This is a genomic window from Vibrio sp. La 4.2.2 (assembly GCF_027586995.1).
Classification (GTDB): Bacteria; Pseudomonadota; Gammaproteobacteria; order Enterobacterales; family Vibrionaceae; genus Vibrio; species Vibrio mediterranei.
The window spans coordinates 85,462-109,670 of the sequence record NZ_JAPPTJ010000012.1 but is presented as its reverse complement, the minus strand read 5'-3'; the positions used below and the strand labels follow the sequence as shown (position 1 = coordinate 109,670).

The 24,209-nt window shown below is 44.1% G+C and carries 25 protein-coding genes; 12 read left to right on the top strand and 13 right to left on the bottom strand.

Annotated elements, in window-relative coordinates; all coding sequences use genetic code 11:
* Nucleotides 1–508 precede the first annotated feature (508 nt).
* A complete protein-coding gene (locus OH456_RS22050) occupies nucleotides 509–802 on the bottom strand; it encodes a Fis family transcriptional regulator (RefSeq protein ID WP_124940117.1) in 294 nt (97 codons plus the stop codon).
* 376 nt (nucleotides 803–1,178) lie between these two features.
* On the opposite strand from OH456_RS22050, the gene OH456_RS22045 reads away from it, so the two are divergent.
* On the top strand, nucleotides 1,179–1,670 hold the full coding sequence (locus OH456_RS22045) for a VOC family protein (protein ID WP_006069926.1): 492 nt from the start codon (nucleotides 1,179–1,181) through the stop codon (nucleotides 1,668–1,670).
* Between the two features lie 141 nt (nucleotides 1,671–1,811).
* On the opposite strand, the gene OH456_RS22040 is transcribed toward OH456_RS22045, so the two are convergent.
* Nucleotides 1,812–3,170 carry an aminotransferase-like domain-containing protein gene (locus OH456_RS22040; RefSeq protein ID WP_270034263.1) on the bottom strand — a complete coding sequence of 453 codons (1,359 nt, stop codon included), beginning with the start codon at nucleotides 3,168–3,170 and terminating at the stop codon, nucleotides 1,812–1,814.
* Nucleotides 3,171–3,336: 166 nt separating this feature from the next.
* Here OH456_RS22040 and OH456_RS22035 point away from each other — a divergent pair, with 166 nt between their 5' ends.
* Together OH456_RS22035 and OH456_RS22030 are read left to right on the top strand one after the other, a co-directional pair.
* Nucleotides 3,337–3,945: a LysE family translocator gene (locus OH456_RS22035; protein WP_006069924.1), complete on the top strand. Its 609-nt coding sequence runs from the start codon at nucleotides 3,337–3,339 to the stop codon at nucleotides 3,943–3,945.
* Nucleotides 3,946–4,067: 122 nt separating this feature from the next.
* Nucleotides 4,068–4,463 (top strand): PaaI family thioesterase, encoded by a 396-nt coding sequence (locus OH456_RS22030; RefSeq protein WP_006069923.1) that lies wholly within the window; start codon nucleotides 4,068–4,070, stop codon nucleotides 4,461–4,463.
* A 156-nt stretch (nucleotides 4,464–4,619) separates the two neighbouring features.
* Here the strand turns inward: OH456_RS22030 and OH456_RS22025 are convergent, their stop codons facing one another.
* Complete coding sequence (locus OH456_RS22025) at nucleotides 4,620–5,006, bottom strand: winged helix-turn-helix transcriptional regulator (RefSeq protein WP_006069922.1); 387 nt, start codon at nucleotides 5,004–5,006, stop codon at nucleotides 4,620–4,622.
* Nucleotides 5,007–5,155: 149 nt separating this feature from the next.
* Here OH456_RS22025 and OH456_RS22020 point away from each other — a divergent pair, with 149 nt between their 5' ends.
* On the top strand, nucleotides 5,156–5,698 hold the full coding sequence (locus OH456_RS22020; protein WP_124940119.1) for a nuclear transport factor 2 family protein: 543 nt from the start codon (nucleotides 5,156–5,158) through the stop codon (nucleotides 5,696–5,698).
* A 128-nt stretch (nucleotides 5,699–5,826) separates the two neighbouring features.
* On the opposite strand, the gene OH456_RS22015 is transcribed toward OH456_RS22020, so the two are convergent.
* Both OH456_RS22015 and OH456_RS22010 read right to left on the bottom strand, forming a co-directional pair.
* Nucleotides 5,827–6,177, bottom strand: a complete 351-nt coding sequence (locus OH456_RS22015) for a hypothetical protein (protein WP_006069920.1) — start codon at nucleotides 6,175–6,177, stop codon at nucleotides 5,827–5,829.
* A 9-nt stretch (nucleotides 6,178–6,186) separates the two neighbouring features.
* Complete coding sequence (locus tag OH456_RS22010; protein ID WP_270034261.1) at nucleotides 6,187–8,535, bottom strand: S8 family serine peptidase; 2,349 nt, start codon at nucleotides 8,533–8,535, stop codon at nucleotides 6,187–6,189.
* Nucleotides 8,536–9,131: 596 nt separating this feature from the next.
* Here OH456_RS22010 and OH456_RS22005 point away from each other — a divergent pair.
* Nucleotides 9,132–9,503, top strand: a complete 372-nt coding sequence (locus tag OH456_RS22005; protein ID WP_088876053.1) for a hypothetical protein — start codon at nucleotides 9,132–9,134, stop codon at nucleotides 9,501–9,503.
* Nucleotide 9,504: 1 nt separating this feature from the next.
* On the opposite strand, the gene OH456_RS22000 is transcribed toward OH456_RS22005, so the two are convergent.
* The 5 genes from OH456_RS22000 to OH456_RS21980 form a co-directional block, all read right to left on the bottom strand.
* On the bottom strand, nucleotides 9,505–9,921 hold the full coding sequence (locus tag OH456_RS22000) for a MarR family winged helix-turn-helix transcriptional regulator (protein ID WP_006069917.1): 417 nt from the start codon (nucleotides 9,919–9,921) through the stop codon (nucleotides 9,505–9,507).
* On the bottom strand, nucleotides 9,921–10,850 hold the full coding sequence (gene dmeF, locus OH456_RS21995) for a CDF family Co(II)/Ni(II) efflux transporter DmeF (protein WP_268665652.1): 930 nt from the start codon (nucleotides 10,848–10,850) through the stop codon (nucleotides 9,921–9,923). The genes OH456_RS22000 and dmeF overlap by 1 nt, the downstream gene beginning before the upstream one ends.
* A gap of 97 nt (nucleotides 10,851–10,947) precedes the next feature.
* Nucleotides 10,948–12,033 (bottom strand): rod shape-determining protein RodA, encoded by a 1,086-nt coding sequence (rodA, locus tag OH456_RS21990; protein WP_006069915.1) that lies wholly within the window; start codon nucleotides 12,031–12,033, stop codon nucleotides 10,948–10,950.
* Between the two features lie 83 nt (nucleotides 12,034–12,116).
* Entirely contained in the window at nucleotides 12,117–12,794 is a 678-nt protein-coding gene (locus OH456_RS21985; RefSeq protein WP_124940123.1) for a DedA family protein, read from the bottom strand.
* 56 nt (nucleotides 12,795–12,850) lie between these two features.
* A complete protein-coding gene (locus tag OH456_RS21980) occupies nucleotides 12,851–13,225 on the bottom strand; it encodes a hypothetical protein (RefSeq protein ID WP_270034260.1) in 375 nt (124 codons plus the stop codon).
* A gap of 279 nt (nucleotides 13,226–13,504) precedes the next feature.
* Between OH456_RS21980 and OH456_RS21975 the strand changes: the two genes are divergently transcribed.
* The 7 genes from OH456_RS21975 (at nucleotide 13,505) to OH456_RS21945 (ending at nucleotide 20,612) form a co-directional block, all read left to right on the top strand.
* Nucleotides 13,505–13,903 carry a YgiW/YdeI family stress tolerance OB fold protein gene (locus OH456_RS21975; protein WP_006069912.1) on the top strand — a complete coding sequence of 133 codons (399 nt, stop codon included), beginning with the start codon at nucleotides 13,505–13,507 and terminating at the stop codon, nucleotides 13,901–13,903.
* A 174-nt stretch (nucleotides 13,904–14,077) separates the two neighbouring features.
* Complete coding sequence (locus OH456_RS21970; RefSeq protein WP_031493980.1) at nucleotides 14,078–14,794, top strand: sugar isomerase domain-containing protein; 717 nt, start codon at nucleotides 14,078–14,080, stop codon at nucleotides 14,792–14,794.
* Nucleotides 14,795–14,984: 190 nt separating this feature from the next.
* A complete protein-coding gene (locus tag OH456_RS21965) occupies nucleotides 14,985–15,350 on the top strand; it encodes a hypothetical protein (RefSeq protein ID WP_006069902.1) in 366 nt (121 codons plus the stop codon).
* A gap of 194 nt (nucleotides 15,351–15,544) precedes the next feature.
* Nucleotides 15,545–16,630 carry a membrane-bound lytic murein transglycosylase MltC gene (gene mltC, locus OH456_RS21960; protein WP_270034259.1) on the top strand — a complete coding sequence of 362 codons (1,086 nt, stop codon included), beginning with the start codon at nucleotides 15,545–15,547 and terminating at the stop codon, nucleotides 16,628–16,630.
* A gap of 456 nt (nucleotides 16,631–17,086) precedes the next feature.
* Nucleotides 17,087–18,679, top strand: coding sequence for a BCCT family transporter (locus OH456_RS21955; RefSeq protein ID WP_270034258.1), 1,593 nt, complete (start codon nucleotides 17,087–17,089; stop codon nucleotides 18,677–18,679).
* A 412-nt stretch (nucleotides 18,680–19,091) separates the two neighbouring features.
* Nucleotides 19,092–19,622, top strand: coding sequence for a DUF3332 family protein (locus OH456_RS21950; RefSeq protein ID WP_006069898.1), 531 nt, complete (start codon nucleotides 19,092–19,094; stop codon nucleotides 19,620–19,622).
* A 75-nt stretch (nucleotides 19,623–19,697) separates the two neighbouring features.
* Entirely contained in the window at nucleotides 19,698–20,612 is a 915-nt protein-coding gene (locus OH456_RS21945) for a LysR family transcriptional regulator (RefSeq protein WP_270034257.1), read from the top strand.
* A 22-nt stretch (nucleotides 20,613–20,634) separates the two neighbouring features.
* On the opposite strand, the gene OH456_RS21940 is transcribed toward OH456_RS21945, so the two are convergent.
* From OH456_RS21940 to uhpA, 3 genes are read right to left on the bottom strand one after another with little or no spacing between them, the layout of a single operon-like run.
* Entirely contained in the window at nucleotides 20,635–21,945 is a 1,311-nt protein-coding gene (locus OH456_RS21940) for an MFS transporter (RefSeq protein WP_006069896.1), read from the bottom strand.
* 11 nt (nucleotides 21,946–21,956) lie between these two features.
* Nucleotides 21,957–23,468 carry a signal transduction histidine-protein kinase/phosphatase UhpB gene (gene uhpB, locus OH456_RS21935; protein WP_270034256.1) on the bottom strand — a complete coding sequence of 504 codons (1,512 nt, stop codon included), beginning with the start codon at nucleotides 23,466–23,468 and terminating at the stop codon, nucleotides 21,957–21,959.
* Nucleotides 23,468–24,079: a transcriptional regulator UhpA gene (uhpA, locus tag OH456_RS21930; RefSeq protein WP_006069894.1), complete on the bottom strand. Its 612-nt coding sequence runs from the start codon at nucleotides 24,077–24,079 to the stop codon at nucleotides 23,468–23,470. The genes uhpB and uhpA overlap by 1 nt, the downstream gene beginning before the upstream one ends.
* Between the last annotated feature and the right edge of the window lie 130 nt (nucleotides 24,080–24,209).

Below are 24,209 nucleotides of genomic sequence, written 5' to 3'. Positions count from 1 at the left end.
TTCATAAGAACCGAACGAAGATAACAAACCCTATGACATATATAGGTTTTGGTCAGCTAGCATACCATAAGCATAGTATTTGTAGTTGAAATCCGTATCTTTATTGACTGCAATTTAATTCTGGCTACGCAACGCTTAATCCTTATTTTTAACCGCTGACATCAAGTTCTTGTAGGGAACACCATTCACGCAAGGCTTTTTCATTACGTTCTTGCTCAAACTTAAACCAATCATAACGCTAGTAATACTCGCGTTCAATCTAATGCCCTTATAGGCCTAACATCTAGGATGCGAACTTTAGATATTGCCGAAAGTTCTCACGTAATTCCAGCGATATTGAGCAAGACGATTTTCAGCCAATTCATGCCTCAAAAGAGCGAATGGTCCAATCTTCTTTCATCGGATAAGATTTTGTAGGGAAAATGCACGCCCCTAAAATGTGTAGAGTATTTGATCTAACTAACTTTGGGGCAAAAGTAAGCTACAGGAATGACTGGATTTGGGCACTTTACCGTATCTCGTAACTAATTTGCTTACTTACGTTCTTTAGTTGCACCCCGACCTTACTAAACGCCTCATAGATAGTTGTTGAGACATGCTGCTGACCTTCTCCCATTAAAAAGTTTGCTCTATCTTGATTCGTTTCGAATACGCAGACGATTTTTAAGCTCTGTGGAAAAGAAAAGAATTTAACAGTATGAGTCACCCAAAGAAAACCATCGTAGTTTTTTAGCGTCCCTTCACATACTTCGGTCAGTACGTCTCTAATTAAATTTTCAACTTTCTTATCTGATTTACGCATGGAGAGAATTTCCTATTTGTAATGGATAAATAAATATGACCACGTACTTAGCGCTCCCAATGTTTGGAAAGCAGGTCAACCAACAGAGGTTGAGGTTGGAGTATACCCACATCAAGCTCATAAAGAGCAACTGCCTTTCAGAAATAGAGAAAAGCCTGTTTCGACACTTGCTAGCAATCTGTCTGCTTTCGAAGGCTGTTGGACAACAACGAAACGCCTATGTTTGCCAGCACACGCCCTATGAAATCCATTAATAACGCTATGTTATCATTTTTATAATTATTGATAATTTTTAAAAACCACCAGTCATACTTATACTTCTCCACATCGAAACGAAACACGAAACGAATAATCAAATCAGTTTTTGGAGAAAGTTATGAAAATGAATCACGTTGGTATCATGGTTGGCGATATGGACAAAGCGGTAGAGTTCTACACTAAAGCGCTAGGCCTTCGCGTTGTAATGAACAACACTAAAGTAATCGAAGAGCGCGAAAGTGCAATCGGTCGTATGTGTATTGCAGTATTTGGTGAAGGCTTCAAAGGCTTCAACATTGCTCACCTAGTAACTAATGACGGTATCGGTGTAGAGCTGTTCGAAATGGTTGACCGTGAAGAACGTCATAACGTTGACTTTTCTCGCCTAGGTATCTTCCACTTCTGTCTACAATTGCCAAAAGAGCAGTTTGAATCAGCAATCAAACGTGTAGAAGAGTTTGGCGGTAAAGTGCGCATGGATATCCACCGTTACCACCCAGAAGATGATTCTAAGCAAGCGCAAATGGTTTACCTAGAAGACCCGTTTGGTAACTTATTTGAGTTCTACTCGCACTCTTACGAAGACACTTACGCTTCTGACTACGAGTAACTCTCTCAGTTGCTAATTAAATAATTTTAATGCCCACTAGATATTTGTCTCGTGGGCATTTTTGTTTTATTGCCTCAATGAATCTCGAAGAAAGTGAATTAGTGAGCCTCTTGCTGACGCAAACAACACAAACGATAAAGTTTAAGTGAGCCGTGCAATTTGCTCTCTTACAATCTCTAAAGCTGATTGCAATTGTGGACGACTTGATGGACCTGCCAGAGATATCCTCACCGCTGCCGGAACTTCATAACGACCCACAGCAAACATTTCTGCTTCTCTCACTCTGACCCCATATTTCAGCAACGATTGGTTAAAATGATACCCGGTTAGCGGTTCCGGCAAAGGTAGCCAAACATTGTAGCCAGGTACATCAATCTGGATTTTGGGAAATACCGTCTTCCAGACCCGATGACGTGCATTGAGTTCCATCGCGATCTCTTCATCCACAGCTTGCATCGCACCGCTGGTTAGCCAGCGACACACCAGATCAATGATTAGCGGGCTAACATACATACAACTGGCTCGTAGCGCACGTTGCATTAAGTCCTTGAAAGACAATGGTAGAATGATAAAGCCTAGTCGCAACCCACCCGCAAAGTACTTAGAAAAGCTACCCACGTATAAGGTAATATCCGGAGCGATAGCAACTAACGGACTCTTTCGATGAGACGGCGGGCAGTAGAGCACATCGTCCTCAATAATTAGCACGTTGTAGCGACGGCATATTTCAATGATTTTCAGTCTTCGGCTGTCCGATAGCTGGGCTCCGGTCGGGTTTTGAACTCCCGGTGTTAGGTAAAGTAGTTTGGGGCGATGTCTCTTACAGTGCAAAGCCAAATCTTCCGGGTCTAATCCATGCTCATCAACTTTTACTGGCACTAACTTTCGTTCGGCTTGTTGACATGCGTGCATGAATTCCGGATAACACAAGCCTTCAGCAAGAATAGTATCTTGGGGACGGCTTAGTGCTTGTATAATCAACGATATTCCGTGCTGCCCTCCATGTGTCCAAACCACACGTCGGGCATCAATATCTATATTGAATTTGGTCATCAGCCATTGTCGAAGGGTCTCGCTATGACCATGAATGCCATCAGCGGAGTAATAATCCAGTACCGCTGCTTGCGCGATTTCTTCGTGAGATAACTCCTTCAATGCGTCAGCAAGAAGTTTCGGCTGCGATAACAAAAAAGGTCGGCAGCGTGCCAAATCAATACCTTTTTCTTCCAATACCGGATGATAAAAGTGGTTCCGTTCAGTTTCTCTGTTCCGAACATAGGTCCCGCTTCCTACTTTGGGCTCCGTTAATCCCCTTCGCTCAAGCTCATGATAAGCTCTTGTCACCGTTCCAACTGTCACACCCAATCGATAAGACAAAATACGCTGGGGTAACAATTTAGTATCCGGCGCCAGCTCACCACTTTCTATCACCTCAGCAATCGCATCAGCCAGTGCCATAAACTTAGGTCCGGAACGACCCGATATATCTGGGACTAACATTGCCTCTCTCCAAAGGGGTACAATTTTTTCTTGTAATCAGGATAAATAAGGCCTGACGAAAATGAAACCAAAGAATTGTCACCATGACGCATTAACTGTAGGTCAATCTCTCTGAGCACCTTTACTCTTGGGCTGTCTGTACTTGTTTGAGAGGAGAAGAAAGGAAATGACGACATTATGGGACTTAATGCCGGCCATGAGTTTATTCGCATTTGTTACCGCCATCACCCCGGGACCGAACAATTTATTGCTCGCCAATTCAGGGGCACAATTTGGTATCCGGAAATCATGGCGACATCTGATTGGTATTCGTATTGGTGTAGCCGGGCTGATCCTGCTCTGTGCATGTGGCGTAGGTGTCGCTCTTACGACTCACCCTAGTTGGTATCTAGCAATAAAATACCTTGGTCTGGCTTATATGTTTTGGTTGATGATAAAGCTTTTATGTACCAACCCTTTCTCCGGAAAATCCACCAAGAGCAAACCAATCAATATGACTCAGGCTACGTTATTTCAACTGGGTAATATGAAAGCCTGGATGGCATCACTCGCTTTGGTAACAAGCTATAGCCTACCCTCCAGCTATTGGCTCTCTGTGGCACTGATTACCCTAGTATTTACGACATTTGGACTGTTTGCCAATATCACTTGGGTTTGGGTTGGTCAAAAAATCCGAGTTTATCTCAATACCACCTTAAAACAGCGCATGTTTAATATCAGCCTAGCCGCTATAACGTTTATATCATTGTTGCCAGTGTTGGAGCACTCTATCTGAAAAACACCTGTCACCCTTGTTATATGAACACTAATTTCTCACAACTAATTATTGGCATATGCCAGTTATATTTATAGTATCTCTGGCAAAGCTTAAGGAGTCCATTAACCTGAAGGTACGTTATGTCTATTCATCATCCTATCAACCACCAGCAATGCGCCATTTGCTGCCAGCCTTTTTTCAACCCACATACAACTCTTGAGTTCATTCCTACGTTAGATGGTGGAGTAAGAGCTAAAATCGTACCCATGGAGAATGTGCAAGGCTACCAAGATGTCATGCAAGGTGGGGCAATCAGCGCTCTACATGATGCCGCCATGACCCACTGCCTTTTCTCTCGCGACGTTTGTGCCATGACAGCCCAGCTTGATGTTCGCTTTATCAAGCCAATACCTCTTAACACGTTAATTGAAGTACAAGCTCATTGCTTAAAAAGCAAACGAGGTTTGTATATATTAAATAGTGGTATTTATGTGGATGGTGAGTGTTATTCAAGAGCTGAAGCGAAGTTTATGTAAATACCTTCATTGCGGATGATCATCAGTCTCCCTCGCGCAAGAGAAGGGCTTCAGGAGTATGTAGTCCAATGAAAATAGAGAGTTAGATATGTAGAATAAAACGCATATGGTTGAACTTTTAAGACTCTTTAGACGCTATGACATGCACATCATTTTCTAGCCTTTTGTTTTACTATCATACTCAGCGCGAGCTTGCTCAATATTAGGTTTATGATTCTCGGCCCATTGAACAAGTTCATATAATGGCTTAACTAGTTGTTTACCTAAGTCAGTCAACGCATATTCCACGCGAACAGGTACTTCTGGGTAAACGGTCCTATTTACATAACCTTCTCTTTCCAAGTCACGAAGAGTTTGCGTCAACATACGTTGAGAGATTCCTTCAATTCTAGACTTTAAATCGTTAAATCGGTCAGGCCCATCCACTAGTGCAAATAAAATAAGCAACGACCATTTGTCACCGATTTGAGCTACCACGTTTCTAACGGGACAGTCCTGAGTGTTATAAAACACACGCCTTTCCGTCTTTGTTGCTTTGACCATAACTTCTTACCTTTTCTCTGTACCAAACCCGCCAACAGTTACCAAAAGGTAACTAACGCATCTTTTGGTGCCTTATTGTACTGCAAGTTACTATAAATTACTATAGTTACTAAAAGTAACCAATGGAAAACTGTGAAAGGGAGTTAACTATGTTTAAAGCACTAACTACATTCATCCTTATTATCGTGACTAGCCACGTCTGCGCACAATCAGCAGACACTTTAACTATTGATTTTAAAAACTTAACAAAAGCGAACTGGACAGAACAAGAAGCGAAAAATGCCGCACTAATTACTGATTTTGTTCAGCACCTAATGAACAACCATGACTTTGACTATGTGATGGAGCACTACAATGATAGTTCTTACGTTCAGCACAACCGAAACCTCCCCGATAAAGTCACTGGGCTAGTTGGATTTCTCAAGGAGTTTGTCGAGGACTACCCAGAGTACAGCTATGATGTAAAACATATCTATGCTGACGGTGACTATGTGATTTTTCACTCTCACGCCACACTCAACAGTGAAGACAGAGGAAACGATCAAAAAGGGATGAATATTATCGATACTTGGCGTATTGAAGATGGTCGGATTGTAGAGCATTGGGATTCGATTCAAGCGCTCGACTTCTCAATGCGAGTATATTCACTTATCAGTGGTGGCAATATCGAAAATGAAAATGGCGTGTTTTAGGCCTCTTTTCGCTAGTCTTGTTATCAACGCCACCTCTTTAGATGGCGTTGAATAGATGCCTTGGCCTGATTATCAGACCGAGGCATTCTCGTTAACGCCTACTCAGTATCTTGAAATGAAGCATCGGATTACTGAGAATACAGTTTCCTCGTTGGCTCAGGCTCCACGTACTCAACCAATGCGTTATCAGCTAAGGAATCAGCCTTTTCCTGCTCACCAGAGACAACAAACACCCTCTGATTGTCCAATACCTCGACTACTTCTAATTGATGAGACATTAATAACTCCCTCACCTGTTGCTCCGCTCCCTGAGTGTACTTAACGTAAAATCGGGTTGGCTGCTCTGCCATGTCCACTGGTCTCTCATCTATTGGTGGAAAGGCCGGGTTGTCCGCGTAGCTTGCTGTCATGCTAAATACAAGGGCAAATCCGATTAACCAAGTTAGCCATTGAAAGCGAGAAGGTATGTAGTTCTTCATATCCACTCCTTACTGAAATGACAGTGTCCAACTATTGATTGTTCCGGTATCTTGGCGAGCGCTATCTACCGCTTTAAGCGTCCAGTTCCCTTTAGACTCAACACCAGAAAAGTCTAAAGAATAGCTGGTCTTGATGTCGCTGGCAGAACCCCCACTATTTTCATGCAGTACTTTTTCACTGTTGGTCGGTGAGATCAATGTCAGTTTAAGATCTCCGATATAACTATGGCTAACGTCCACGGTGACCTCAAGGCTTCCGGAGTCACCAGAGCGTAAGACCTCTATTTGGCTGGTTGCTCCGCTAGTATTGTTATCAGGGATCTCGACCGCGCTGTTGTTAGTGTAAGTGGATGGTGGTTGAGTGCCGCTCTCTGCACCATTATGAGCGGCGGTGAGCATCACACCAGAATACGCCGAGTAGCCCTTCACCAGCACATGATACGTGCCTGCTGAGACGTCACTTATTGTGCAGCGTTCATTATTTCCAGATTCCCATGAGCGACAATCATAACGACGATTCGTCGGCTCTTGCTCAAAACTCACATAAAGATCAGCATCACCGCTGCCGCCCACTAATGAGAAGCTGAGCTCGGTTGCATCATCGGGTACATCAAATGTGAACAGACGACTTGATTGAGCACTACCTTGGAGCGGCCCTTTAGCAATACCATTAACTAACACCGTTTCTCCCTGCCCACCATCCGGACCATTACAACCTTGATCGAGATAGCGCTTTGCCGCATCAGCATCGACTAAGCCATAACCGGTTCTGTTATCTCTGCCAGCAACATCGATATCTTTTGCACTTGCGGTTAATGCTCGGCGAACTTGTGACGCGGTGCAATTTGGATGATAGCTCCACACTAGTCCTGCTACACCAGCAACATGTGGCGTAGCCATGGAAGTTCCATTGTAATACTCGTAGTCTTGCCCTTTTGATGTGGAAACGGTAACAATTTGGCCTTGTTGAGCGGCAAGCTCTAGCCCGAACTCCCTATTTACCGTTACTGAAATCAAGCGATATTGGTCGTTGTCATCCAATACAAACGGGTTCTGTAAACCTGGTAATTCACTGTTGCTGTAGACAATAGCAGCCCTAGCACCTGCGTTATAACAGGCTTTTACAGCATTTATCTCAGGGCGAACGCCAGAGCGTTGATTCTCGATACGCTCAGTCAAACACACTTTGTCGGTAAGATCGCCGCAGCGATAATCGCCAGACGACACATCACATTGTGCTAATTCTCCGCTAAAGGATCCTGAGATTGGGTCCGATAAATAACGGCCAGAGGTTTTTGACTTGCGGTTGTGCGATACCACACCACGCTTAAACTGACTGACGCCATTGAATACAATGTCACTCAACACCCCTTCTCCAACGGTTACCGTAGACAGTACTGCGACACCCGGAGCAGCAATCTCTACTTGGTCATTAGCCTGAGAAAACGCTGCATGATCCTCGTTGTTATCAACAGCTGCCACAGACATTACCGCCTCGTATGACGCTGGATAGCTATGTGCGGTATTCCCATCGTTACCTGCAGCGGCGATGAGCAATACGCCTTGGTCGGACAATGACTGCAAAGCATTTTGCTCAGTGCGGCTGGCTTGGCTACCACCTAAACTCATGTTCACAACATCGGCACCATTCTCTGCACAGGTTTGTATTGCTTTCACTAAGCTTGACGAATAACCCCACCCCGACTCGTTGAAAACCTTAACAATATGTAGATTCACCTGCTGATTTGGCATGACTCCTTTCACACCTTCACCATTTGCAATGGCAGCAATGGTTCCCGCAACATGCGTACCGTGAGCATTGTTATATCCCGGTTCACTCCAAGAACCCGTTCCACTGTCATTGGTACCACGAACACGATTTCCACTCAGATCGTTATGGCTAACATCGTAGCCCGAATCAATAATGCAAACGGTTCGATTGCCAGCATTACTATCACTAAGCAACTGCGCATTAACGGCGTTGTATCCCCACGGCGTTGTTTCGCTTAGTAGAAAACGGGGAGGGTCAACTTCCACATACTCTACTTGTTCATGACTTCTTAACTTTGAAAGCTCAGCATCGTTGACCTCTATGCTGTAAATCGGCTCAGCGCTGATCTTCTCCACCGCACGCGCTTGGGCAGCTTGGAGAACATTCTCTGGCAACTGATTCAAACTTGGCTCTGGACCGTCCGCAGAGAAGGCGTCTCTAGAAACCTCTTCTTTGAACTTAATAATGTACTTAGCTGGAAAATCATCCTCGTTGAATGGCGCTATCTGAGAAGCATTCGCTATAGAGGTACCAAGTAGAACCAAGGTTAGTGATGACAGGGTAAAAAAACCTTTTGTGTTGTGCATGTAATCTTTCCTTATCTAGCCATTTTAATTATTTTCATTCACGAACTATCACCTCGGTGACCATTTATGAACTATTTAGCTATAAGGTGTTGTCACTAACTTGCAAATAATAAGGTTTACTATTGATTGTTTTTTGCACTTCAAATCACTAAATAAACCCGAAGAGTGAACACTCAATAAGAGCATATACTCTAGAAAATTAAATTGACAAAGTTGAAATTTAAACCATTGATTTAAAGCTACTTTATGGCAACTCTCAAGATAAAAATTGAAGTATTAATTAAGAGTTAATCGTAAAAAGCGAGAAATTATTCTTAAATAACAAAGCGAAAAAATAACAATTAGCTTATTTAATTAAATTACGATTGGAATATGCACTCGTTATCTATCAAACTCATTAATAACATTTTAATTAATTAAATTTGACTACGGCTATTTAGGTAACAAATAAGTTTATTGCAAACCAATAAGAGACTAATAGTGACCAATACTTTTGTTTTGTTTGAGTGCACTGCTAAGCTGAAATAGTCCCTTGTGACTTAACTCGACACGACGAGTGGCAACTTATCATTATCAATGAGATTAGGGAGGAGGAATTGCCAAGTATCATTCAGGAATGTAATCGAGAGCTCAAAAAGGTGTTGTTGTTCTACCCTGAAGAACAGAGATCAAGCGTCGATTGTATGCTGGCTCAGTTGATGTGCTGTGAAATATTTTTAATTCAGTACCCTATTCTTAATCACTTTCGAGGCAAGAGTTCGCCTTGGTATCACGTCCAGAATATCCGCTATCAGCTATTGTCACAGACAAATGGGAAAGAATTGAGTGGTTATGAGCTCGTCATTTTTCAAGGTTGGTCAATGGCGAAAATTGACGATGCTCGGATTTATGAAAAGCCAATACCAGAGCGAGTACGTCGCGCCTATTTAGACTATCAACTCTTCGTCGATAGCCTGGCTTTCGACTAGCCTAGAACTCGCTATTCATTTTTGTGAGACATGAAATCAACAAGGCTTCTTGTTCTGGCTCGATATGCCTAGTTAAATCTTTAACCAAATCCAAATGCAACTGGTTATGATGACGGTGAATCTCTTGACCTTGCTGTGTCAGCGCCACCACGATGGCACGACGATCATTAGGATGTGGCAAACGTTCCATCAGGTTGGCAGCAACAAGTTTATCTACTTGAACCGTTAATGTGCCCGTAGTAATGCCGAGCTTGTCGGCAAGCTCTTTCATTCTCATTGCACCATGAATACCGAGCACTTCAATGGTGTGGACTTGTGCAAGGGAATAGCCTGTCTCTTTGACCACTGACTGTTCCCATGAAGACATCTTGTCATAAAACTCGGTAAGCAACTGATTTAACGATTCTAAGTTTCGCATTATGTTGAATGTACTTCTAAAGTGAGATGGTCAATCTTATCAAACTTGCTTAGCTTTTGCTTATACTCATCCAGTGAAATACCCGCTTTGTCTATTAGCGTAATCGCCGCTGCGTGATGGTGTCCACTCACCTTCCAAATATGTAAATCCGTAACAAGGGCTACTGGCGTAAGCTCATCTTGGATTGCCTTTCGATATTTATCATCGATGTTTTCATCAAGCAGAATCGGGCTTGTTTGCTTGAGTAAGTTCAATGTCCACTTACTGATCACTAACGCACCGACCATGCCCATCACCGCATCGAGCCAATTCCAGCCATAGAACTTTCCTAATACCAAGGCCACAATTGCCATCACGGAAGTCAGCGCATCTGCTAGCACGTGTAAGTAGGCTGCTCGCAAATTATGATCATGGTGATGTGTATGTCCATGATGGTGTGAGTGCTCGTGATGATGAGCATCATCATGTCCATGGTGGTGATGGTCACCTAGCAGCAGCATACTGATGACGTTCACTGCTAAGCCAATACAAGCGACGATAATCGCTTCATTGAACTGAATCGACTGTGGATTAAGCAAGCGATGGACCGACTCTACCAACATTAATAATGCAACAATCCCAAGTGCAATGGCACTGGTGTAGCCACCAAGCACACTGACCTTTCCAGTGCCAAATGAAAATCTATCATTACTCTGATGTTTTTTGGCATATCGGTAGGCGAACAAAGTAATACAGAACGCGGCAGCATGTGTACCCATATGCCAACCGTCTGCCAAAAGCGCCATAGAGCCGTAGACCGTACCCGCAACAATTTCGACTACCATCGTGGTCAACGTAAGAAGCAGCACGTAAAACGTTCGCTTTTCACCTTGATGATTGTGGCTAGAAAAATGGTGATGATGAGTCAGTGTGTCATTAGCTATTTTCATTATATTGTTTGATTATCAAATTATTTGATTTAAATTTAGTTTGATCATCAAACAATGTCAATGTTCGATTGCAGCAATAACTGCTTCCTCGTTATCGTCAGGACTCAAATCGTGAGGATGCACGACATAGCGACATAATGATTCCAAAGCAGATACCTTGAGTGATCATGGCGGTCCCGCCATAGCTAAAGAAAGGCAGGGGGCTACCCATCACCGGTAATATCCCGCTCACCATGCCCGTGTTAATAAAAGCATATAGAAAGAAGCTTAATGCCAACGAGCCCGTCACCAGGCGGCTATATGCATGGTGGCAATGACAGGAAAGCCAGAGCGTACGCAGCGTGATGAATAAATAGAGCGATAACAGCAGTACACTACCAATGAACCCCCACTCTTCTGCGTAGGCGGAAAAAATGAAGTCGGTATGACTTTCAGGAATAAAACCCAGCGAGCTTTGCGTTGCATTAGTCCAACCCTTACCCGTGATACCACCTGAACCAATCGCAATATGTGACTGAATAATCTGATACCCAGAGCCCAATGGATCACTTTCGGGGTTAAGAAACTGCAGGATGCGCTTCTTTTGATAGCTCTCGATAACAAACCACCAGAGCAAAGGGATCATTGTCGCGACCAAACCAATAAAACCACCGATGATCTTCCAGCTCATTCCCGCGAAATAGAGTACAAATAGCATGTAAATCACACCAAATATCGCCCCGTCCAAATCTGGCTGAACAAAGATAAGCCCAGCGGGGATGGCGGTCAGTATCATGGCATACACAATCTTCATCCCTGTTGGTCTCTCACCATCTTGCTGGATAAACCATGCCACCATCATAGGAATGGCTAATTTCACCAGTTCAGAAGGTTGAAAACGGAACCCAGCAATGCTCAGCCAACGTTGGGAGCCGTTAGTACTATCACCGGCAAACACGACCGCTACCAGAAGTGTTACCGTCAAAAAATACAGATATGGTGAAAAGCGGCGGTACTGTTTGGCAGGAATCGACGACATGATCGCAAGACAAGACAGTGAAATAACGCATCGAATTAGGTGGTTGGTGATAACGGCCTCGTTATAACCACTGGCGCTCCATATCGTTAAGGTACTCAGTAACATCAAAGACAGAATCGCTAACACAATAGACAGGTCTATTTGTGGAATAAGGTACTTTTTCAAAATATAGCTCGGTAAAGTGACGCACAATATCGCCACTTGGATTGATAAAATGGTGAAAGGAACAACGAAGAAGCCGCTCTCAATTAGTGTTTTTTAGCGGTTTGCCTAAATCCGCGAATAGCTTTACGCAGTCGCCATGTCATAAAGGTAAAAATCGCCGCAAACAGCGTCACAAAGGGAGCAGCCATTAAAACCATAGTGGTCACTCTGCTAATGGGCTCAGGCAACGAGGGTAAGAGAAATCCTACACCCGCCAACAAGCCAATCCACAGCGTGGCACTAAGCCATGAGAAATAGTGAAAGCGAGGGGCATCATGAACACGAATCCCCATGACCATTGGGACTAAAGAACGCACACCCGGAACAAAGCGAGCACAGAACAAAGCGACAAGCCCATGGCGACAAAGTAAATTGTCCACCAAACGCATATTGCTCTCAGGAACTTTCGCTAACCAACCACGAACAATTGGAAGCTTGTTAAGCCACTTACCTTGTAGATAGGCGAGCCAACTACCACCAGCCGCAGCAACGATGAGCAGTGGAAACGCGACAAATGGACTGAGAACACCGACTGCCGACAACGTCCCAACTAAGACGACGACACTGTCGCAGGGCAAGGGGGCAGCTGGAAGAAAGCTACTTTCTAACCCAATAAAAAAAGTCACCAATACATAGATTAAAATGGCGCTCTCTGGTGCAAGCAGCGCATTAAAGTCCTGATTCCAAATAGCAATCAAGACATCCTGAGTAGCTTCAAACATAACGACTCCAAAAACCAACAGTTAACTAAGGAAATAACAGCAGGAATGAGGCGTACTTAACGAGAATGGATAAACCGATATTGAAGGTTACTGTCCTGCCATCCGGCTAAGCGTCGACTGTCTGAAAACAAGTAACTGCGTGGGGTGTAACGGGCTCCCCAGCAAGTAGTTATCAGACACGCGAAAGCCGCAACGACAAGCAGCCAGGGCAAGACTTCTTTTGAGGCTGACTGAGCTTTGGGAATAGGTACTCGAAACGTTGAGCTGCGCAGCAACTGGTTATCATTGGCAAGGTCAGGAGTACGATCAGGAGTGATGACCGTCGCTTGATATTGAGGCAAATCCACTTCCATAGCATTAACGATCCCGCCCAACAGCAGTATCGATAGCAAGGTCACAATCAGTGGAAAAAGCTCAATGAGTCGCTTCAAAGAAAAAGCCCAGTAGTGGAATCTGCTTATATGTACTGCTATCCATGCTAAAAAGCAATCTTTGTTATCACTAGACGACAATACACCCGGTTAACTCTCTATTTTCGATAGCTTATTTTTCATCAGATCCAATTGCGTGAAATCTTCGTAGCTGATATTTATCCACTCATTGAAATATGGCATTTCCTGCATATTGCTCTATAACTACGAGTAATGGTTTTGCACATACTCAATGGCTGGGCAGTCACACTGTCTCGATCTGGTTTCTAAGGAATCAATATGAAAAAAATCCCTCTTGCTATCATTACCTCACTCATTCTTTCAACCTCTGCTTTCGCTGCTCAAAGCACGATTAATCAAGAAGCTATGGAAACGACAACGGGTGGGTTTCAAGGACCGTCAGCGGAAGACTCTTTAAACACGGTTCAAGAAATCATGGATGCGGGCTGGTTAACCGACGGTAACAAGGTCACCATCGTGGGCTATTTGGTAAAATCAATGGGTCATGAAGTGTATATGTTTAAAGATGATACTGGTGAAATGCCGGTAGAAATCGACGCCGACCAATGGGCAGGACAAACCATCACGCCAAAAGACAAAGTAAAAATCTATGGCGAGATTGAAAAAGGTGACAGTGATGTTGCTGTAGAGGCGGAATCAATTCGAATTATCAAGTAGTCCCGTCTAATACAATGAATCTTTACGTACTCAGCGCCGATTTACATTGGCGCTATTTATTTTCCTTTTAAATAAAACACTTGCTCGACAGCGCACTCCTTATCATCTCCCCTTCTTATCTCAGTATATCTCTGTTCTAATCCATTTATCTCAACGATAAAAGAGAACCGAACCATGTTTGAATACAGCCAAAAACTCATTTCTGCACTCGATACACTTTTTAAAGCCAATCAATCTCAGATTATTCAATCTTCTCAGCTTTTTGCTGATGCTATTGTCGGCGATAACATGATTCACATCCTTGGCACCGGACATTCGCATATGGTGGGGTTGGAAGGCTTTATCCGGGCAGGAGGGCTTGGTAATGTGAATGCTATCTTAGATTCAACCGTACTGACTTCAGATGGTGCCTTGCGAGGTTCAAAGCTCGAGAAGCTAGAAGGTCTTGCGCAGATCTTATGGGAAGAGCAGAACATTTCGAGTGGTGACGTCATTATGGTGGTATCAAACTCGGGAAGAAATGCGCTACCGGTCGAATTTGCTCAGTTAGCTAAGAAAAAAAATCACCCTGTGATCGCTATTACTTCCGTCACCCAATCGTCTCAATACCCGAGCCGCCATAGTTCTGGATTAAAGCTGATGGACATCGCTGATATCGTGTTAGATAACCAAGTTCCAAGTGGCGATGGTCTATGCGAAATCAACCAACGCGTTACCGGTGCCTTTTCAAGCATCTCAGGTATGGCGCTGGTCAATACAATTACCACCGAGGCGCAAAAGCTTGCACTCGAAAAAGGGGTAGAGCCGCTGATATTCTCAAGTCAGAATGTAGATGGATTTAATAATGATGATGTCTATGCGCACTTTAACGGTCGCCTCAAGTCCATGTAATACGGCGTCACATTGCCAATTTTGTCGAGAAGAAACCAACTCACTAGTACATTCAAACTACTGATGAAAAACAATAAATTGCAAGACTTGACGATATAGTTATGTAAAATGACCGCACCTATATAAAAAGTTAGCACTAAGACTAACTCGCCTTAGGTATATCAGAATAACAATATAAAAAGGTATCAGTATGAATCGAGTTGTTCATGTGCCCGCTCACTTTTGTGAAGTCGGCAAGCATGAAGCTGTCGACTATAGTGACACGCCTGTTTGGACCAAAACGGGTTACTCTAAGTCTGTCATTGACAGTGTTCGCCTCACAGAAGATCTTCAAAAAGCCGTAGAAACTCTTAACCACGATGGCTACGAAGTGATTTCGATTACACCCATTACCAGTGGTGACTATGATTTTAAAGCGCTACTGGAGCCAGGAGGGCGTGGTGATAGCGGATATGGCGGCTACGGTTATGGTTATGGCTTTAGCTATACCCAAGGGCTTATCGTCACCGCAAAGCGTATTTCAAGTAATCAAGCACCGACACCCAAACCATACTAGTCATCTCAACTAGGTAAAAGCAGCCTCTGGTTATCGTAGGCTGTTTTGCTCACTCGCCACCAGGCACGTCGCTTTGAGGCTTTCCACTTCAACTCTGTAGTAGCAAATACTCACTCAATGAGAAAGTAGATTTTTAAAGCACGCGAGTTATCAGATACTTAGCCTCGTATATTCCATGTTATGAGTAACACTTGGTGAAGAAAGCGCTTCTTATCTCAGTACTGCTGTTATTTGGCTGTGCTAACCACACGAATCCTCCTGGATCTTCCACATCATCGAACACCCAAAAGCAAGTTATCAATCAACTTTTGAACTATGTGGCAAATCAAGCCAAAGAAAAGTGGGGAGAGGACGAGTTTGTTCAGGCTGGTAAGCATCGCTACGTGAAATACCTAGACGGCTACCGAACACGAGCGCATATCGATTTTGACCGCGGGAAGATTTACGTCTCTACACTGTCTCAAAGTCACCCAAAACAACATCTGCAAAAAGCCATTGTACAAACGCTGCTAATGCCGGCCGATCCAGAACATGCTGAGCTGTTTTCCGACAAAGAAGTGGTTCTAAAGGGAAAGCCTTTTCTACTTGGTCAAGTACTCGACCATGATGGCAAGCCGATTGAATGGCAGTGGCGAGCCAATCGTTACGCCAAACATTTGATCGCTACTCAACTGCACACCAAGCCAATTAAAAATGGTAACGCTTACTATGTCGAGATCTCGATGACGGACGATCACTTGCAGCAGCGCGAGTATCAATACGCGGATCTGATCCAAAGCGCAGCAAAACGTTACAGCTTATCTGAAGATCTCATTTACTCGATCATAAAAACCGAAAGTAGCTTTAACCCATATGCAGTGAGTCACGCAGGTGCCTACGGTCTCATGCAGGTTATTCCTAAAACCGCAGGGGCGGATGTGTTCAATTTGGTCAAGAACAAACCCGGCATACCGACCAAAGAATACCTTTTTGATCCTGCTAATAATATTGATACGGGCGCTGCCTATTTTTACATCCTAAAGAATCGTTATTTACGCGATGTAAAGCACCCTACTTCTCTGCATTTCAGCATGATTTCGGCCTATAACGGCGGAACTGGTGGGGTACTGGCGACATTTGATAAAGATAGGAAACGAGCGATGAACAAATTAAACCAGATGGAACCACAGCAAGTTTATACCGCTCTCACCACACAACATCCGAAAGATGAAGCGCGGCGCTATTTACAAAAAGTTTTGTATTTTCAGAAGGACTTTAATGAGAATGTGTTAACCAAATAACGCACTTTCTTACAACATTACCCAGCCTGCTCAACAAACGATCAAAAGATTAACAAACCTATATTATTCATATAGTTAAAAATGAAAAATTAAAGAAAAAGGACACTGATACTTACAATATTTGTGTCCGAATTTTCTAGCAGTCCGCGACCAGACTGATATGATCATCGCAAACCAATGAACCTCCAATTTTCGACATCCTATTTGTTGGTTAATAAGGCCTAAAAGACTCAGCATCTGATAGGCCTTTATATTTATCTGCGCTCTAAAACTTCCTAAACATCAGACGCTTTCTTATTGAAGCACCATATATCCGTAAAAAATCTCTGTTCCCCACCAAGCAATATGTTAGGATGGCCGACTTTTTATGACGCAGCTCACATTTTTCTCTGCAAAATTGTGTCCAAATCCACATTGCTCGCTTAACAGCAGCATATAGTGAATAGTGATTATTTAATGTTAAATTCTAATACTGTTGAATCTACTTCAGCAGCTTCAAACTCAGCGTACGATGCTATCCATCCACCTGAACGACTGAGACAGCTCGCAGCCAAACTGGAAATGAACAATCCTGTGTTTTGGATTAGCGGCTCTTTTCTAACTCTATTTGTTCTACTTGCCCTCACCCATCCTGTTACTCTTTCCTCTTTTGTCGATTCTGGTTTTCAGCTGGCAACTCGCTATTTTGGCGCATTTTGGCAAATTTTGTTGTTAGCCAACTTCGTTATTGGTCTCGCACTCTGTTTTGGTCGTACCGGTGATGTTCGCTTAGGAGATCTCAATACTCCTGATTTAACGAATTTCAAATGGCTATCGATAGTATTGTGTACGCTGCTCGCAGGTGGCGGCGTGTTCTGGGCTGCTGCTGAGCCAATCGCACACTTTGTTTCACCTCCACCTTTATTTGGCTCTCAAGATGCCAAAACCAATGCCATCAACGCACTTTCTCAGTCTTTTGTTCATTGGGGTTTCTTAGCTTGGGCTGTTTTAGGTTGTTTATCTTCTATTGTGTTAATGCATCTGCATTACGACAAAGGCTTACCTCTAAAACCAAGAACCTTGCTATATCCGCTACTTGGGGAAAAAGCTATTAAAGGCGGAATCGGCAACACGGTAGATGCACTGAGTATTATCGCTGTTGCCGCTGGCACAATTGGCCCTATTGGTTTTCTGGGGCTGCAAATCAGCTATGCCATGCAAGAGCTCTTTGGTACTACGGACACCTTCATAACCCAAGCTATAGTAGTGGTCGTTGCGATGGTATTTTATACCCTCTCGGCATTAAGCGGAGTCAATCGCGGTATCCAGTTGGTGAGTCGCTATAACATTATTCTTACCGTGGCTCTTATCGTGTTTATTCTATTTGCTGGTCCCACTGGCTTTATTATCGATAGCTATGTTCAAGGTTTAGGTCAAATGATTGACCAATTTGTTCCAATGGCACTTTATCGAGGAAACCCTGAGTGGTTAGGTTGGTGGACCGTGTTCTTCTGGGGTTGGTTTATTGGCTATGCTCCGATGATGGCGATTTTCATTGCCCGCATTTCCCGTGGCCGCACTATCCGCCAATTAGTACTTGCCATTAGTATCGCCGCCCCACTAGTAACTTGCTTTTGGTTCACCATCGTCGGTGGTTCTGGACTTGCCTTTGAATTGGAAAATCCTGGTGTGATTCAGGCAGGCTTTGAGGGATTCAATATGCCAGGGGCACTGTTAGCGATTACACAACAGTTGCCATTCCCGACGCTGATCTCCATTTTATTTTTGATTCTCACCACGACTTTTATTGTCACCACGGGTGACTCCATGACTTACACCATCACCATGGTGATCAGTGGAGACAAAGAACCGAACGCGACGATTCGTGCTTTCTGGGGAATCATTATGGGTGCCGTTGCCATTGTTCTGATTTCGCTGGGCAGTGGTGGGATCTCTGCATTACAGTCATTTATTGTTATCACCGCAGTGCCTGCCTCCTTCATTATTGCGCCGAGTCTTTGGTATGCACCCAAAATTGCCAATCAGATGGCAAAGCAGCAACGACTTTGACGCTATAACAAAGTCACCAGCGAGTTAAAACTATTTTACGGCAAGCACTTTACGCTTGCCGTTTTCATTCCACTTATCTGTGTTCTACGTTCCCTATTCATTACAAATATCCGCCTCCACTTTTGATACATTTCATCATCAGATACATCAGAGTTATGTCAACTTGTTTCACCTTATGACATCACGCTCAGCAGCTTTCCATTACTATCTGTTAATTAAAGAAAAATTTGTCTTCTGTCATTATTAAGCAGCACTTAAACGTCTTTTAAACCAAACACATTTATCTGTTCCCTCCACCGCTTTAGGCTGCGCCCCCTCCGTTACCAAAGGTTTGTTTAGGTTCCTGTCTAACCCCCTAGAACCTGAACATCTTTGGTAACAACCAACTTATTATTACTGCTTAAGGCTTGTTATGAACACCAAAACTAAAATTGCATTTTTTCTCGCTTCTGCGCTGACACTCAGTGGTTGTGTCGGCAGTAACGCTGTGACCGAAAAGCTGATGGGCTTCAACGTTAAAGTCGTGGATAACCGTTACGCACGTGCAGGCGTTAACTTCCTGCTATCTCCTGTCTATGGTTTTACGCTAGTGGCTGACTTGTTCGTTGTGAACTCAATCGAATTCTGGTCTGGTACCAACCCAATTAACGGTAAGCCTCATGTGTTTGATACAAAAACAGAGACCTATTTAGAAGTGAATGACAAGGTTGATTCTAGCCTGCACGATGCACCGATTGATCCACTGACAATGAGCACGCCTAACTCAGGCACCATTCGTTACCTCGATGAAAACACGATTGAAATGGAAGTGACCTTGGCGGATGGTCAGCAATCGAAAGTGATAGGTGTAAAAGAAGGCGACAAGATCAGTTACTACATTGATGACCAACTAGTGTCTCAAACAACACTTGATGCGCTAGAGCATGAGTTCTCAGAATCGTAGGAAATAATCTCTATCTTTCCTATAGTTAACTAAGTAACCACGGAAGGTTACCTACTTTAACTCATGGCAAACTCTATGACTCAATACAGTGACAAGATTGATTTAAACCTTTTTCGAACTTTTGCTACCGTATACAAACATGACTCGATTAGTCGTGCCGCAGAAGAGCTCAACGTCACTCCAGCATCAGTAAGCCAATCAATTAAAAAGCTTTCTATTGAGCTCAACACCTCGCTATTTATGCGTCGAGGCCGCGGTATAACTCCAACCCTACAAGCGCATCATTTAATAGAACGCATTGCCCCTCTGCTCCATGAATTCGATGTAATTACCAATGACTGCCTTTATGGTGTTCACCAATCAACACCACGAAAAGTGGTTGTACAAGCACCTGAACCCATCATATTTGAACACATAAAAAGCACCGAGCTTGCCAATCACACTGAAACTCGTTTTCGTCTCGAATGGTTGGATATCCTTTATAGTAATAGCGATAGCTACGAGACTTTAAAATTCAAACATGCCGATGCCATCATAGATATTTTCCAGCTCGCTGAACCGAACATTTGCAACGACCTGTTATTTGAAGATGAAATTGTGGTGATCGCTTCGAAAAACCATCCACGAGTAGGCTCCACTATCTCACCAGAGCAGTTTGCCGAAGAGTCGCACATCATATTGAATTACCAATTTGGAGAGTCTTCGCTGTTTGAAATGCTATATAATTCACCGCCACCCAAAAGACGTATCTTAAGCACGCAAACCTCTTTAACCTCCATGCTGTCGCTTACTTCAGAAAGTGAAGCACTGTGCCTCTGTACCAGACGATTCGCTGAGCAGCATGCCAATCGGCTACCAATCAAGATCTTGCCATTTCCGGGTCCGGTTGAACCCGTCAAATTCTGGCTTATCTACCCAGCCCAAAGCCGAGATACACACGCGATAAAATGGCTTCACTCCACACTGGTTGATTGGATACAACAGCAATGAGTCCGAGCCATCAAACCATGAATTAACGCTGACTGAATTGTGCTTGTAAAAAAGGTAACAACAATAGACCGATGACAGCCGAACAGACCGATATCACCACAAAGAACCCAGTCCAATGGAACTGCTCTAATACCATCGCAAGTGGGTAGCCAGCAAGAGCTGCGCCCATATAGGCAAACAGTCCAACAAATCCTGTAGCCGCACCTGCTGAGTCTTTATGTGAACACTCAGCCGCCGCCATACCAATGAGCATCTGCGGTCCAAATACAAAGAAACCAATGGCGAAAAAACCAGCAGACTGAAACACAAAGTTGGTTAATGGCATTAACCAGAGCGCGGCAACAGACAGGAAAATCCCCATTGCGAAAATCAGGTTCATTGGTCCACGATTACCGCCAAATAGCTTGTCTGAGCCCCAGCCAGCTACTAAAGACCCCACAAAGCCGCCGACTTCAAACAAAGATACTGATGCATTGGCGTTGATTAAACTGTAATGATGCTGCTCAGTCAGATACAAGTTACCCCAGTCATTAATCGCCGTACGCACGATGTAAACCAATACGTAGCTAAAAGCGAGCAACCAGATGTATTTATTGTTGAGAACATACGACCAGAGAATCTGCTTCGGCTTCAGCCCTACTCCGTCGTTTTCTTGAGCTAGTTCTAACTTATCATTGCGCCATTGACCTACGGTAGGCAGTCCCATTGACGTGGGTTTATCACGCAGTCGCCAACAGAGAAATAAACCTATCAGCACGCTTATTACGCCCGGAATAATAAACCCTTCGCGCCAACTATAATGAAAGGTTAGAAAGCCCACCAGCAAAGGAATCATCGCGCCACCGACATTATGTGCCGTATTCCAAAGCGACCAGAAAAATCCTCTTTCGGTTCTGGAGTACCAGGTGGTCAAAAGCTTGGAACAGGACGGCCAGCCCCAACCTTGGAACCAAGCATTAAGAATCCATAAGCTGGCAAGAACAAACAGCGAACTCGACAAACCAAAGACAATATTAACCACTCCACTGGCAATAAGCCCGATACCCATAAAATAACGAGGGTTGGAACGGTCTGAAATAATACCTGAGACAAATTTTGATAGCCCATACATCAAATAGAACATGGTGCCCATCATGCCGATGTCTCCCTTGTCTAAACCAAGGTCGGCAATAAGTGCAGGCGCGGTGTAATTGAAGGTTTTTCGGGTAAGATAAAAACCGGCATAGCCGAGATACATTCCCAGCATGATGTGAAAACGCCAGTACCGATAGCGAGTATCGACACTCGCGCTATCTTGATGTTTCATCTGTTGTTCTGCTACTTTGACTGTCATGAACTACCCCGCTACACCAATGGAAGTCGTGCATCAATTTCGGTGCCACGTTGTGCTGCATCTCCGTCAACAACGCTACGAATCTCAAACTGGCCACCTAACGCTTGAACACGCTCTTTCATGCCTTTAAGGCCAAACCCTTTTTGGCTATCTTGAAGCGGAAAGCCAATGCCATCATCAGCAATCTTTAGCGTGATTGTCGCATCAATGACGAGCTCTATTCGCACCTGTTTGGCTTGAGCGTATTTGAGAATGTTATTCAGCGCTTCTTGGCATAAACGGAACAAAGTCACCTCCATCATATCCGAGAGCACTCGCTGGCTAACATTGTCGACAGTAAATTCAACTTCAATACCAAGCTGTTCAAACTCCATCTCACGCACCATTTGCTGAATGGCGGAGATCACGTCTAAATCATCCAAGGTTTTTGGTCTTAATCGAGTAAGCAGTCCTTTTGTGGTGTCATAGACATTCAGAGACAAGGATTCAATGGTATCAGCGCAACCAATGCTCAAATCAGGATTGTTGACGCGCTTAATAATGCTCGCTTGCGTTCGAATAGCAGTGATATTCTGACCAATTTCATCATGCAGTTCGCGAGCAATGTCCTTACGCACAGACTCTTCCGCTTGCACCAACTGTTTCGCTAAGTGCTTATTGCGAGTAAGTTCAGAGCGAAGCTGATGGTTTAAATCGCGCTGTCTCTGCACCGCCACACCCAGCAATATTCCCGTTAATGATTGAGCACTTATTGATAGCAGTAGGTCCGTGACTTCCAACTGTGACACCCCACTACGCGCCGCTATTAATGCACAACTATTAAGAAGCGTACCTAGCAGAGCACCCTGCCATCCATAACGAAACGCAAGCAAGATGATGGGTATTGCCAAACAAAACGGAGCAAAGCGCCTGAGCTCGTCAGGCAGCCCGACTTGCAGAGAAATGCTCACCGCAAACAGTGCAATGAACAGCAAAATGGGCTTATAGTGAAATTCGATTGGTTGATGAATGAGGTTAGATGTCAAAGGTCGCCACGTACTTTGAAACAGGTAATTCCAGATGAGGTAACAACTCGGCACCAGCATAAGCCCCGCCGTAACACTCACCAAACCGACGAAACTCAGAGAGTCACTATGACTGCCGACAGCAAGCATGTTAATCAGAGCGCAGGCAACAATCGCTGCGGCTTGAATAAGTAATCGTCGCCACTGAGCACCTTGATAATAACGCTCAGCAACCAAGACAACAGGAATACTTAGCGCACTAGCAACCAAAATGGCCGACCACTGAGGCTGCGCAAGCAAAATAGCCAGAGAGATGGTTAAGCACCACTCAGCAGCATAAACGGCACCCCAGTATTTTTTAGCGGCATGCAGGGTAATCCCAAGCCTAAGAGCGAACGGGAAAAACAGAATTGCCAACTCAGCGTCATTAACGAAGTAATAGGAAATCACCCATAAACAAAACCAACTGCACAGGGTTATCAGCCATGCACTGGCGCTGGCAACGAGGTAAGTTCGCATTACAACGTCGCTTCTGCCCTAAACAACTTGGCAAGTTCCACATTGTTTTTGACAGCAAGTTTATCCAGTGCATTAGCACGATGGACATGAACGGTTTTGTGACTTAATCCAAGTTCGGCCGCTACCGCTTTCACATCGAGTCCCGTCGCCAAGAGCTCTGACACTTCATATTCACGTTTAGTGAGTCGAGATAAGGCTTGTTGGAACGGTCTTGGAGAAGCCAGTTTCATGGCAATATCCGGGGTAAGATAGCAACCACCGTTGGCACTGGTTCGCACCGCTTGAATCAGTTCATCAGGACTGCAACGTTTGGTCAAATAACCAAGTGCACCTAATTCCAATGCCTTTTCCACCATAGCAGGAGAGTCATGCACACTGAGCATCACACAGGCAATGCCCTTGGGCATCGACTCTAGTAACGCGAGACCACTTTCGTCCGGCATCGAGATATCCAGAATACATACCTGCACACCACTGCCCGGCAGCCCTCTTTTAGCTTCTTCAACCGAGCTAAACTCACCGACTACATTAATGTCTTCCTCTAGATTGAGTAATTGAGCAAACCCAGAACGTACGATGATGTGGTCATCCACTAAAACAACATTGATCATGATGAAGTACCGACTAGAGAAAGGCGAAAAATGGGGTAACTTAACGCCGACGCATCGATTAAGCAAATAGCGTTTGGTTCTAAAAAAAGCGCTATCTATGATTCCAATGGCTCAGGCAAACCAAATGCGA